This is a genomic window from Clostridium beijerinckii HUN142 (genome assembly GCF_000621745.1).
Lineage (GTDB): Bacteria > Bacillota > Clostridia > Clostridiales > Clostridiaceae > Clostridium > Clostridium beijerinckii_A.
This window is the reverse complement of the sequence record NZ_JHXK01000020.1, coordinates 116,514-130,153: the sequence shown is the minus strand read 5'-3', so window position 1 is coordinate 130,153 and position 13,640 is coordinate 116,514. Positions and strand designations below refer to the sequence as shown.

The 13,640-nt window shown below is 30.2% G+C and carries 11 protein-coding genes; 9 read left to right on the top strand and 2 right to left on the bottom strand.

The window, feature by feature from the left end; genetic code table 11:
* Positions 1-39: 39 nt before the first annotated feature.
* Positions 40-687 carry a lactate utilization protein gene (locus T483_RS0111035; RefSeq protein ID WP_026886899.1) on the bottom strand — a complete coding sequence of 216 codons (648 nt, stop codon included), beginning with the start codon at positions 685-687 and terminating at the stop codon, positions 40-42.
* A gap of 298 nt (positions 688-985) precedes the next feature.
* On the opposite strand from T483_RS0111035, the gene T483_RS0111030 reads away from it, so the two are divergent.
* The 5 genes from T483_RS0111030 to T483_RS0111010 all read left to right on the top strand — a co-directional run bounded on the left by T483_RS0111030 (position 986) and on the right by T483_RS0111010 (position 5,684).
* Positions 986-1,198: a hypothetical protein gene (locus tag T483_RS0111030; protein ID WP_026886898.1), complete on the top strand. Its 213-nt coding sequence runs from the start codon at positions 986-988 to the stop codon at positions 1,196-1,198.
* A 287-nt stretch (positions 1,199-1,485) separates the two neighbouring features.
* Positions 1,486-2,595 carry an aldo/keto reductase gene (locus tag T483_RS0111025; RefSeq protein ID WP_026886897.1) on the top strand — a complete coding sequence of 370 codons (1,110 nt, stop codon included), beginning with the start codon at positions 1,486-1,488 and terminating at the stop codon, positions 2,593-2,595.
* Between the two features lie 255 nt (positions 2,596-2,850).
* A complete protein-coding gene (locus tag T483_RS0111020; protein ID WP_026886896.1) occupies positions 2,851-3,258 on the top strand; it encodes an RrF2 family transcriptional regulator in 408 nt (135 codons plus the stop codon).
* Positions 3,259-3,457: 199 nt separating this feature from the next.
* Positions 3,458-3,985, top strand: a complete 528-nt coding sequence (locus T483_RS0111015; RefSeq protein WP_035790103.1) for a class I SAM-dependent methyltransferase — start codon at positions 3,458-3,460, stop codon at positions 3,983-3,985.
* 829 nt (positions 3,986-4,814) lie between these two features.
* Positions 4,815-5,684, top strand: a complete 870-nt coding sequence (locus T483_RS0111010; protein WP_026886894.1) for a Tim44 domain-containing protein — start codon at positions 4,815-4,817, stop codon at positions 5,682-5,684.
* A 108-nt stretch (positions 5,685-5,792) separates the two neighbouring features.
* Here T483_RS0111010 and T483_RS0111005 read toward each other — a convergent pair whose 3' ends face one another.
* Positions 5,793-6,356 (bottom strand): TetR/AcrR family transcriptional regulator, encoded by a 564-nt coding sequence (locus T483_RS0111005; protein ID WP_026886893.1) that lies wholly within the window; start codon positions 6,354-6,356, stop codon positions 5,793-5,795.
* 161 nt (positions 6,357-6,517) lie between these two features.
* Here T483_RS0111005 and T483_RS0111000 point away from each other — a divergent pair, with 161 nt between their 5' ends.
* The 4 genes from T483_RS0111000 to T483_RS0110985 all read left to right on the top strand — a co-directional run bounded on the left by T483_RS0111000 (position 6,518) and on the right by T483_RS0110985 (position 13,630).
* Positions 6,518-7,615, top strand: coding sequence for an efflux RND transporter periplasmic adaptor subunit (locus T483_RS0111000; protein ID WP_026886892.1), 1,098 nt, complete (start codon positions 6,518-6,520; stop codon positions 7,613-7,615).
* Positions 7,615-10,740: an efflux RND transporter permease subunit gene (locus T483_RS0110995; protein ID WP_026886891.1), complete on the top strand. Its 3,126-nt coding sequence runs from the start codon at positions 7,615-7,617 to the stop codon at positions 10,738-10,740. Before T483_RS0111000 ends, T483_RS0110995 begins: the two co-directional genes overlap by 1 nt.
* Positions 10,721-12,070 (top strand): hypothetical protein, encoded by a 1,350-nt coding sequence (locus T483_RS0110990; RefSeq protein WP_242841840.1) that lies wholly within the window; start codon positions 10,721-10,723, stop codon positions 12,068-12,070. The genes T483_RS0110995 and T483_RS0110990 overlap by 20 nt, the downstream gene beginning before the upstream one ends.
* A 633-nt stretch (positions 12,071-12,703) precedes the next feature.
* Positions 12,704-13,630, top strand: coding sequence for a polysaccharide deacetylase family protein (locus tag T483_RS0110985; protein WP_026886889.1), 927 nt, complete (start codon positions 12,704-12,706; stop codon positions 13,628-13,630).
* Positions 13,631-13,640 lie beyond the last annotated feature (10 nt).

Sequence of the window (13,640 nt, the reverse complement as noted above, 5' to 3'; positions counted from 1 at the left end):
TAAGCGATTCACATCGAATCACAGATTCGGGTTCTCTGCTTAAAAGCCAAGATCTTCGCCAATTAGTATAACCTTTATCTTTTTTGCTGGTCTGCTTGTTCTTGTAGTTACCATTTGGGAACAGATACAATCTGGACTTAGACAGTCTCCGCAGCTGCCATTTATATAACATGGAGTTTTCATATCTTGAAAATGTTGCATGTTTGATGGTGCAGCAATTGTTCTTGCTCTTTGAATAGCATCATCAAGAGTTTTTACAACTTTATTCATTCCAGCTACAACTATGACACTTTTAGGTCCAAAAATCATTGCTGCAACACGATTTCCATTCCCATCAATGTTAAATAGCTGACCATCCTCGCTTATAGCGTTACTGCTCATTAAAAATGTATCGCATAAAAGTGCTTTTCTCATAAGTTCTGTTCGTTCTTCAGGACTTTTTGCGGTATCTCTATCGATAACTTGATAGCCTTTTTCTTTTACAAGTTCTTTTATACCAATTTCATTTAAGGTTTCGGAACCTCCCCAGGATACAACGTGATTTTCTGGAATCAAATCTAAAATTTGTTGAGCTGCTTCATCCTTGGTCTTGCAATAATAAGCATCAAAATGACGCTTTTTCAAAGCCTCAATTATTTTTGTGCTTAACTTATCATAACGTTTTATTAATAGAGATTGTCTTGTCATTTTAAAGATCCCCCTAATTCATATATTTTATGTTATTCCTTACGGAAGAAGTTAATTTGATGTTTCTATAATATATTTATAACATAATTAACCACTTTATATAAGAACGCACTTTTCTGTAACATAGTATAAAAAATGATACTAAAAGATAATCATATAAATTTTGCGATTCTTGATATTATGGAAAATGAGTATGCGTGGTAGAAGTGCTCACAAATATAAGAGATAAGAGAAGATAATTGAATATAATAATTTATTGGGAATATAATTAAGTAATAAAATTAAAGGGGATATGAGTTTGAAACTTGATTTAAATAAAAAAGATTTAATTTCTCTAGTTAAAGGAACAGATCCTAATTTAAGCGTAATGGAACATCCTAAAATAAGTTGTTGTGGGAATTACAGAGTGCAATATAGCAGCTGGGAATGGAACTGCCGTGCTTTTGAGAACTATACTGATGAAGAAATATATGAAATATATACGATATGTAAAAATAGTTGGGGCGAATGATAGCAAATAATCTAGAGGAATCCACTTTCATATAAATTGTATCTACATTGTATCAAAACAATAGTGAATACTAAAATCATAAATAACGGAATAAACGTTACAAACAAGAAGTTACTTCTTCATTTTAGAGATTCTAAATAAAATAATGCTTGACTTAGAGTTTACTTAAAGTAGTAGAATTTAGTTTGTAATAAGAATTAATTAAATATTTAATTCACTTTATGAATGAGGGCATAAAAATTGCAATCTAATTTATTATTTTAAAAGAGTTAAGGAGAAACGAAGAGATGGAAAAGAAAAAATTAGGATTTGGATTCATGCGTCTTCCGCTAAAAGATCAAGAAAATCAAGAAAGTATCGATTTTGAAATGTTAAATAAAATGGTAGATACTTTTTTGGAAAGGGGTTTTACTTATTTTGATACAGCGTATATGTATCATGCATTTAAGAGTGAAATCGCATTAAGAGAATCCTTGGTAAAACGTCATAAGAGAGATAGTTTTACAGTGGCATCAAAGCTGCCAACTATGTTTTTGAAAAAAGAGGGAGATCAAGAAAGAATTTTTGACGAGCAGCTAGAAAAATGCGGTGTTGATTATTTTGATTACTATCTTCTTCATAACTTAGGTGTGACAAATTATAAAAATGCTCAAAAGTTTGATAGCTTTGCATTTGTTGCAAAAAAGAAAGAAGAAGGAAAAGTGAAAAATATGGGCTTTTCTTATCATGATAATGCAGATTTATTAGATGAAATTTTAACTGCTCACCCAGAAGTAGATTTTGTTCAATTACAAATTAATTATATTGATTGGGACAATGAAAGCATTCAATCTAGAAAATGCTATGAGGTTGCAAGAAAACATAATAAGCAAGTTGTTGTTATGGAACCAATTAAAGGCGGGACTCTTGCAAATGTACCAGAAGAAGCAGAGAAATTGTTTAAGGAATACCATAAAGATATGTCTGTACCATCATGGGCAATAAGATTTGTAGCAAGTCATGAAGGAATAATGATGGTATTAAGTGGAATGTCAAATATGGATCAGCTTCTTGATAATACAGGTTACATGCAGGATTTTATTCCTTTAAATGATGAAGAAAAAGAAATTATAAAAAAGGCGACAGATATTATTAACAGCAGCATTGCAGTTCCATGTACTGCATGTCAGTATTGCGTAGATGGATGCCCAAAAAATATTCAAATACCAAAATATTTCTCCCTATTTAATAATTACAAACAATTTGGTCCCGGAATTTCACAGGTCTACTATAACAATTTAACTCAAGAGCATGGAAAAGCTTCTGAGTGCATAGGATGTAAGCAATGTGAAGGACATTGTCCACAACATATTGAAATTACAAAATGCTTAAACGATGTAGCGGCTGTATTTGAATAAGACTTAGAACAAGATGAAATAAATTATTTAAGAGCCAGGCAAAAAGCAATTTTAAGGATTGTTTTTGCTTGGCTCTTTATTTTTTCCCTATTGAAGAACTATAAAATTCAACATAAGTTGGTGAAAAGAGAGTTCTGTCATGATTATTTGGTAAGGTGTTCTTATGAATTAGTAATTTTGTGGTTGACAAGAATGACAGTTGATAATATAATCGTAGATATAAAGACTCTTTAATATCTTTTAGGTGGTGATTATTTGAAATATACAAAAGCTACAAATTATGCTCTACACACAGTTATGTATATGATTGAGCATGGTAAGAGTGAAAAATTAAGTGTACATACTCTTGCTAAGCATTTTGATGTATCCGATACGTATCTTTCGAAAATATTAACTCAGTTAGTAAAGGCAGGTATAATAGATTCAGCTTCGGGAGCTAATGGAGGATATTCTTTTAGTAAGAAAGTAGAAGAAATCTCTTTCATGGATATTATAAATGCAGTTGAAGGAAATTTTGCTTTATTTAGATGCGAGTTTGGAGAAAGTAAATGTTCTATTCACAAAGTAATGTTGGAAGCTGAGAAACTTATGGAAAGTTATTTGCAAAACAAAAAGATATATGAAATAGCTAATGAAGAAAACTTTGAAGCTGATGATGAATAATCATTTATATTACTTCAATTAAGCTCAAGTAGAGCTTGCTAATTTGATTAGAGATATAAAACATCTTTAATATATGTTAATGTAAAAAATAATCACTAACTAAGATATTAAAAGGTAATTAATAAATTAGAATCTAATTTAAGTAAAATAAAATTATGTTTTCAAATAATTTATAATTAAATAAAGGAGAATTTACATTATGTCAGAAAATAATTTTACAGTTGAACGTATGATTTCTATGCTAGAGGAGCGAGACAGGATATCTCCAATTAACGAAGAGTGTGACAAATTTGACATCAAATGTGGAGATATAGTAATTGATTATGGTTGTGGGTCAGGTGGATACACTAAAAAAGTATCAGAATTAATCGGAGAAAATGGTAAGGTATATGCAGTTGATATTTACGACTTAGTAATAGAATCAGTAAAAAAGAAAATTAGCAAATATCAACTTACAAATGTTGAAACAGTTTTAGCAAAAAATATTACTATGATAAAAGATAATATAGCAGATAAAATAATAGCTATAGACATGTTTCATATGGTTAAGGAGACAGATATATTTTTGAAAGAATTACACAGGCTTATTAAGAAAGATGGTACTTTATTTATTAGTATACATCATATGTCATCAGAAGATGTGCAAAGAAAAATATTAGATTCTAAGTTATGGGAAATTAAAGGTGAGATAGATTACTGCTTAAAATGTGTACCAATAATTAAATAGTTTTAAATAAACCACGTAGTTTAATTTGCATTACTTGTGCGTAAACTACGTGGTTTATTTTCAAGTAGCAAGCAATTTTTCAAAAGTGACTCAGAATACATGGTTTGTTTCAAATAGGGCTGATTTTGTAGTAGTATATGATCAATCTTTAATGAATAATATTCTAAGTCTGATTCTAGATTCTATCTGGAATGAATTTCATTGGGGGTTACAATAGCGACTGAATCTTGTTCAATAAATATTTTTTTACTTCCACACTGCAACAGTAATGTTCCTTTTACAATCTACATAAGCATGAATTGTTCATGCCAGTGGGAGGAAAAATTATTTCATTTTCTTTAGAAATATTTTCTAATAAAATTTTTTAACAATTAAAAAAGGAAAAAAGTTAAGAAGTTACAAATAAAGAAATTTAACAATATAACAATTTATATTAAGCGAGAACTTCATGGTTTAATCCAATGTAGATTCCTACGATTATAAAAAATAACAGGTTTTAAATGAAAATAGTCTGTATTTGTTTAGCTATATACATAATATTGGAATTAATATTATAATTATAATGTAGAAATATTGTAATTCAGTATACGATTGTATGCTTACAACGATATACATTGGGAGAAAAAATTGTGGTACAAGCTTCGGCTAGTATTTATATTGAGTTGTCCCCAATAATCAAACTATATGAATTTATTATATTTTGTGGTTAAAAACAGCTAAAGCAACATTTTTAGAAGCAAATAAAAAAATAGATTTTATTTGAATAAGAAGGTCCTTAATAAAGATAGTATTTTAGAATTTATAAACTTATATATTCAGGGGGAATAATATGTGGGAAATATTTAAAGAGCCAAATAAACGCAGTAAATATATTAAGAAGATAATTCAGATGTTAAATGACTCTGAGACTTTGTATTATTTAAATATGGTTACTGATAAACGTAATAGATATGATAGAGAAGCTATGACGGATCTATTCTTTTTTAAGACTAAAATGCTTATTGTGATGATTACGTTAATAGCACTTTTAAATAAGTTAGGATTGCCTGATATTATTAAGTGGTATCATAATGGAGGAGAATTTCCAATAAAATCTGCTTTTTTAGTGGGGTTAAGTTTGGTAATAATTATCATTCATATTTTAAAGCTGGATGATTATTTCATTAATAATCTTATATACAATAATGAGATGAATAAGAAAAAGAAGAAAACAGATGAATTTATAAATACAATAAAGAAAGATCCTAAAAATATTTCTTATGCTTTTCTTAGAAGCACTATAAAAGAAGCATTTTTTAAAGTAACTGATTCACTGGAACGTATGAATTTTGAAATGTGCAAAAAATATATGAGTACTGAGTTTTATGATGCGCTGCAATCACAATGTAAAAGATATTCTTTTGAGAATGTCGGAAGGATAATAGAAGAACTTGAACTTATAGAAGCAGACCCAGTTGGAATTATTCATCATCATGATAGTTATAAAGATGTTGTCTGGTTCGTCATTAAATATAATGCAAAGGATTATGTTGTAGATGAAACAGATGGAGAGATTCTCTTTGGAAGTGATAAAGTTAAGGAGTTTGTACAATACTGGAAGTTTCAAAAAGCAGAGGAAAATAGCTGGCTGCTAAGTGATGTGGTAGTAAAAGGAGAGCGGGATATAAAAAAATGTTTTAATATTATTGAAGAGTTTTAATTTTGGCTAAAATTTTAATACTATATGTTTAAGAATGGGAGCGATCAATGTAGAGTCAAAACTGTGCATAGTTTATTAAGTATAATGTTTTAGCTAAGTATATCTGCTTTATATTAATTTTTTATATTCAAATAGTACGCCTTTTGTAACCATTGTCCAAAGTATATCGAATAATTCATCTATTTCAATTTCTTGATTGTCATACCAATGGATTATGGTTGATATTACTGCAGAAAAACAAAATTCACAAAGATACTCAGCGTGAATATTATCCTTGGGTAAGTTAAATGCATTAAAGGCAATTGGAATAATTGTCTTTTTTAGTTTTCCTTTAAATTCGGGGTCACCATTTTCACTGAGTAAAATTTTCAAATGTTCACTTTTGGCAAAGAAATATAGTTCAGAAGCTTTAGGTCTTAAACCTTTAATTAAGTGGGGAAACAAGATTTTGCTTGCATTATCATGTACATAATTTAGCAGAATATTTTCTTCTTGTTCAAGTATATCACTTACACTTGTGAAATAAGCATAGAATGTACTTCGATTATAGCCGGCTATATCGGCTATTTCTTTTACTGTTATCTTATCTAATCTTTTTTGTTTTAAAATCTTCCAAAACGCATCTATAATATTTCTTTTTGTTTGTTCAGTAATTTCAGGTTGTTTATTCATATTATCTCCTTCTTTCCAACACTTGGGTGACTTTTGTTGATTGATGAAAGTTTTATATCAGTTATAATTTAATTATACAACACCGTGTTGTGTGATTAAATAGGTAATTTGATTGAAGATACAATCAAGAAAATTTAAAAGGCTAAAAGGGGTGCTTTACAATGAAAATTAAGATGATAAAAAAGTTTTTACTGGTTATCGGAATAGTGGCTATTTGTTTTTTTGTTTTTAAAGTAGTGAAAACAAATTCAAAGAAAGAGGAAACAGTTTTGCCGCCTCCTGTGGTAAAAACTCTAACGATCTCAACATCCAATAAAGATTCAGAATATGTCTATTCAGGAGTAGTCCAATCTCACTATAAAAGTCAACTGGCATTCCAAGTAGGAGGAAAGATTATTAAAAAAAATGTGTCAGTTGGAGATAAGGTAGAACAAGGAGCAGTTCTCATGGAAATTGATTCTAGAGATATTGAACAAGCAGTAAAAAATTCTGAAGCAGCAGTTTCACTAGCGGAAGCCAAATATAAACTGGCTGAAGATAATTTGAAACGATATGAACCACTTTATCAATCTAAATTTATATCTCAGGCAGAATATGATAATTATGTAAATGCCGATGAAACTGCAAAGGATGCATTAGATCAGGCCAATGCATTGCATACTCAAAGTTTGAATCAACTGGATTATTGTAAGTTATATGCTGATAAATCTGGAGTAATCAGCAGTGTTGACGCTGAAGAAGGGCAAGTTGTCACACCTGGGCAGAAGATTATAACACTAGTTCAGAATAATCAACTAGAGGTAGAAATTAATGTTCCTGAAAATAGAATTGACCAATTAAAAAGTGCTAAAGAAATCAATATAAGTTTTTCGGCTTTATCAGATGTTAAATTGAAAGGCTCATTAGGAGAAATATCTCCGGTAGCTAATGAAGCATCACGTACTTACAGAGTTAGAATAAATCTTATAGATTCACCTCCTAGCATAAAAATAGGAATGTCTTCTAGTGTATCTATTAACGAAAATAACTCATCAAGTCAAATATGGATACCACTTGGAGCCGTATATCAGACAGATTCATCTCCTGCTGTTTGGGTTGTTAAAGATAATTCAGTTACCCTAAAAAATATTACAGTAAAGGATTTCGGTAGTGATCAGGTTACAGTAAGTGATGGCTTAAGCGAAGGAGATGTAGTGGTGACAGCCGGCATTACCAAACTACGCGAAGGTCAGGAAGTAAGAGTAGGGAGTGATAATTAATGAAGGGTTTCAATCTGACAGAGTGGTGTCTTAATAGAAAACAACTGATTTATTTTTTAGCTATTACAATAATTGTGTCTGGGATTTTTGTTTATCCTAAACTTGGAAGAAATGAAGATCCTGAATTTACTATTCGTGAGATGTACATAACTGTCGTTTGGCCAGGTTCAACTGCAAGTCAGGTTGAAGAGCAGGTTACAGATAAAATAGAGAGAAGACTTCAAGATATACCTAATAAGGACTATATAAAAAGTTACTCTTTTCCTGGTAGATCAGTTATTTTCATTGATTTAAAAGATGACGTGGCTTCAGATAAAATTAGAGACACTTGGGTTGAAGTTCGTAATGACATTAATGATATGAAAGGTACCTTGCCATCAAATATAGTTGGCCCTAATTTCAATGATAGATATGATGATGTGTATGGTTGTGTTTATGCATTAACATCTGATGGCTATACTTATGAAGAAATGAGAGAAAAAGCAGAGAATATTAGAAGGACTTTATTAAATGTAAAGGATGTTAAAAAAGTTGACTTAATAGGTGTTCAAACAGAAAAAATATCTATTCAGATAGAAAATACTAAAATGGCGCAGCTTGGTATTAGTCCGAATACAATCAGCAGTGCTCTACAGACACAGAATTCTGTTATACCATCTGGAATGATTCAGACGTCAACAGATAATGTTTATCTTAGAGTAAGTGGAATGTTTGATAATGTTGATAATATCTCAAACTTACCAATCAAAGCAGGTAATCAAACCTTTCGTTTAGGAGATATAGCAAGTATTACACGAGGTTATTCTGATCCTCCAGATCCTAAAATGTTTTTTAATGGAAAGGAATCAATAGGAATTGCAGTTTCTATGGAGAAGGGAGGAAATGTTCTAAACTTAGGTAAAAATTTAGACAAAACACTAGATGAGATTAAAAACGATTTACCTCTTGGATTAAATATAGATCAGGTAGCTAATCAGCCTGAGGCTGTTACAGATTCTATTAATGATTTCTTAGAAACTTTTGTTTTAGCTCTTGTTATAGTAATGGTAGTAAGTTTTGTAAGCTTAGGTTTCAGGACAGGATTAGTAGTTGCAATATCAATTCCACTGGTTATTGCAGGAGTGTTTGTTGGAATGTACTTTTTGGGGATTCCGCTTCATAAAGTATCACTTGGAGCTTTAATAATTGCACTAGGACTATTGGTTGATGATGCAATTATAGCAATTGAAATGATGTCAGTTAAACTTGAGGAAGGATGGGATAGGTTTAGAGCAGGTTGTTTCGCTTTTACATCAACAGCTTTTCCTATGCTTACAGGTACATTGATAACTTGTTCTGCTTTTACACCAATAGGATTTTCTAAGGGAAGTGCATCTGAATATACTGGAAGCGTGTTTACTGTAGTTACCATATCATTGCTTTTCTCATGGGTTGTTTCGGTTTGCTTTGTTCCAGTATTGGGTTTTGATTTGATAAAAATTAAAAATAATGAAAATAAAAAATCTGATGTATATGACAGCAAGTTTTATAATAAATTTCGTAGCGTTTTAAATTGGTGCTTAAACCATAGAAAATTAGTCATAACAACAACAATAATATTGTTTTGTACTTCTGGTTATGCACTTTCACATTATGTTCAAAAAGAGTTCTTCCCAGCGGCAACAAGGCCTGAACTTTTAGTAGATATGACATTACCTCAAGGTTCATCAATTAGTGCAACACAGGAAGCAGCAGATCGTTTATCGGAAGCATTAAAAGGAGATAAAGACATTGTTAATTATTCTTATTATGTTGGAAGAGGTGCTCCACGATTTGTTTTGTCTTTAGAGCCTGCCTCACAAAATAGCAATGTTGCACAGTTTGTTATATTAACGAAAGATATTGCAGCAAGAGAAAGGGTAAATAAGAATGTTCAGCAATTACTTGATAGCGGGTTTGAAAATATTCAAAGTCACATAAAGGTTATCCAAAATGGTCCTCCTAGCAACTATCCTGTCATGTTTATGGTTACAGGTTATGATAATGATAAAGTACGTGAAATTGCAGCAAAAGTACGAGATGCCATGGCATCTAATCCGAAATTATACAATATCAATTTCGACTGGTTTGAAAAAACAAAAGCAATGTCTATTGAAGTTGACCAGGATAAAGCTAGGGCACTTGGTTTAGACAGTCAACAAATTTCGTTATTTTTGCAAGGACAATTGTCAGGCACTACAGTATCTCAATTTAGACAAGATGATAAGACGGTAGATATAGTAGTTAAAATGGATTCAGTTAACATTAATGATCTTGGTTATATAAAGAATATAAATATTCCAATACCAAGTGGCGGTTTTATACCAATGGATCAAATTGCTAAAATAAATTATGATGCTGAAGATGGCTATATAGTAAGAAGAGATTTAAAACCGACTATAACAGTCCAAGCAGAAGTATTACCAGGTATAACAGGAAATGATGCAGAAACAAATATATACGATCAGCTTGAAGATTTACGAAAGACCCTTCCTTCAGGATACAGCATAGATATGGGTGGAGCTCTTGAAAGAAGCAATAAAGGACTGGCTCAGGTTAGAGAGGTAGTTCCTATTATGATAGTTTTAATGGTAATTCTATTGATGCTTCAACTCCAAAACGTACCCAAAATGATAATGACATTACTTACAGCACCACTTGGAATAATAGGAGTAACATTAGCGTTACTTATGCTTAATAGTCCAATGGGGTTTGTCGTAGTGTTAGGTATTTTAGCACTAATGGGTATAATTATAAGAAATTCTGTCATCTTAGTTGATCAAATTGCAAATCATATTAAGAGTGGAGAATCTATCCGTGAAGCTATTATAGATTCAACTATCTTAAGATTTAGGCCAATTATCTTAACTGCTGTAGCTGCAATTTTAGGGATGTTACCATTAATTAAAAATACTTTCTGGGGTCCTATGGCAGTGGCAATGAGTGGAGGATTATTTGTTGCAACTATCTTAACCTTGTTTGTACTTCCTGCTATTTATGCTTCTTGGTATAAAGTAGACAAAAAGCCTGAAAATAAAATTGTTCTAGACAGTAAAGAAGTAGAAATACAGGAGGAGGAAATTATTAATGAAGGCGAGAATGAATAAGAAGATAAATAAAGTAATTGCAGCTGGTATTACAGTTAGCATGATTAATGGAGGTATTATTCCTGCTTTTGCAGCTGAAAATGCAAAAGGAGTGACAGACAAAAATAATTCTATAATATTAAATTCTAGTACATCAGGTGAAAATGCTAATACTTTGGGTGGACAAACTAGCAAAATAAAGAAGGTTATTACTTTAGATGAGCTTATAAAATCTGCTGTTGATAACAGTGATAAGTTAGCATTGAAAGAAAAAGAATTAAAACTGTATGATGATAAATTGGATCTTCAGGATGAAAAAGATGATTTTTATGAAGATAATAAATTGAAGACTGGCAATGATACAGTAGATGATTTTCAATCTGATAAGCTTAAACTTCAAAAGAAACAAACTGCTCAGTCAGAAGCTTTTTTGCAGGATCAAATAACAAATGATGTTACAAAGAGGTATAATGCAATAATCTTAAAAAAGATAGATATAGACAAATTAAAAACAGGTTCAGAAATCAAAAATAATGATTTAGATGCTTTAAAAATGAAAGTTTCAGTAGGGCTTGCGATTCCTAATCAGTTAGAGGACAAGCAGATTGAATTGAATAAGGCACAAGATGAGATAAAGGCTAAAGAAAACTCATTAAAAAATAATTTAGATTATTTAGGAGTATTAACAAATTTAAATTTATCAGATTATACATTGGATTCAAGTATTAGTTATGAAATATTAAAAATAGATGGCTCGCTAGATGAATATTTAGATGATAAAATAGATAGTTATTTAAAGTATAATGATGAAATTATTAAACTTACTGATGAGTATATGCATGGATTAAGAGAAGCGGATATGAATAAACTTAGTTACTATGAAAATAAAGTAGTGAAGGTTAATAAAAATGATTATTATGAGATTGATGGTGATGGCAACAAAACTTTCAATACTCAGGAATATTGTTTAGCCATTGTTAGCTATGTGCAGCAATACTTAAATGCATTTAATAATTATCAATCCTATTTAGAAGGTAGATACAGTTTAGCAGAAGCTAAGGTTAAATTAGATGATTCAAAGAAAAGTCTTAAAAATGTATTAAAAGAGAATTATTCAACTTTATGTGACTTGGAAAATCAGATAAAGAGGCTAAATGAGCAGATTATATCTAATAATACAAAGCTTAGGTCTCTAAAAGCGAAAGTAGATTTAGGAATAATAACTGACAATGACTACAAAGCTGAACTTCTAAAGAGTAAGGATTTAGATAATTCACTGATTAATCTTATCAATACTTATAATATATTAAAAAATAGTATTGAAAAACCTTGGGTACTTAGCAGTAACTAATTTTATGGGATAACTTGCCGAAATCATAAATATTTTGATTCCGAAAAGCTATGAAAATATCGCTGAAGGTTCTAAGCGGCAGGTTGTATCCATTTTAGCATGCTCCAACTTTCAGTTTGACAAGCTAAAATGGAACAACCTACAGCTAAGAATCTTTAACAGCTCATTTTCAAATGTTTTCTCCACAAATATATTTATGATTTCTGGTGAAGATATGAACTTAAATTAGATATCTATATGGAAATGCAACTAAATAACATAGGATTAATTTAAAAAATAGTTGGAATAACCTAAAAAATAATAGGTTATTTCAGCTTTTTTTATTTTATGTAATATATATGCTGAAATTTACAATACATATTTCACAATTACTGTTAAAATTCTTGCAATATATTACGGAAAATAACCAAGTTAATAAATTGTAATATTTTTGTTACAAATAATTAAGTATTTTGAATTAAAATAGTGATATGGCTTATGGAGGTGTTTGTTTTTGCACGTAATGAAAAAAATATTTTGGCGATTATTGTTATATGATACAATTTTCTCATATAATGATGTATAATTTTTAATAGTTAAATTATAATTATGGAATAATATTGTATATAATAGGAAATACGAGGGGATAAGGAAATGAAAAACAATTACAGATATAATAAAAATGTTCGCATAAGAAGAAAGAGGATATTAATTTTAACCATTATAATTGTAGCATTGGGAGGTTTAGTTGCCTCTATAATAGATGATAAATTTTTTGGAAAAGATAAAAATGTACAAGCACTTGCATCTAATGAAGCTGTTGGGTCAAATCAAGATGATGAAGCTAATAAAACCAAAGAAGATGATACAAACGCTGAGGTACAAAGTGATTCTAATGTTGATGATGTTGCAGATGTAGAAAAGTTTTTAAATCCAAAGATGAAAGATCAGAAAACAGAAGATACTAATGGTAAAAAAGTAGTTTACTTATCTTTTGATGACGGACCATCTGAAACTAATACTCCATCAATATTAAATACTCTTAAGGATGAAAATGTAAAAGCAACTTTTTTTGTTCTTGGAAAAGCAATAGACAAAAGCGAAACTAATAGAAATTTGCTAAAGCAGGAAGTTGAAGAAGGACATGCTATAGGAAATCATTCATATTCACATAATTACAAGTACTTATATCCTAATGGAAGTGTTAACACAAATAATTTCATGTCTGAAATTAATAAAACTAATGAGTCTTTAAAGAAAGTTTTAGGAGAAGATTTTTCTACAAGAGCAATTAGATTTCCAGGGGGACATATGTCTTGGAAGAATACTGGAGAAGTAGATAAAATAATGAAGGAAAAAGATTATCATTATGTAGATTGGAATGCATTATCAAAAGATGCAGAAGGTCCTCGTAAAAATGCGGATCAATTAACAGAAGAGGTTAAGAATACTGTTGGAAACAAGACAAAAGTAGTATTATTAATGCATGACACATATGGTAAAGAAGAAACAGCTAAAGCATTACCAGGAATAATAGAGTATTTAAAGAGCCAAGGGTATGAATTTAGGACTTTTAAATAAAACTTAATAG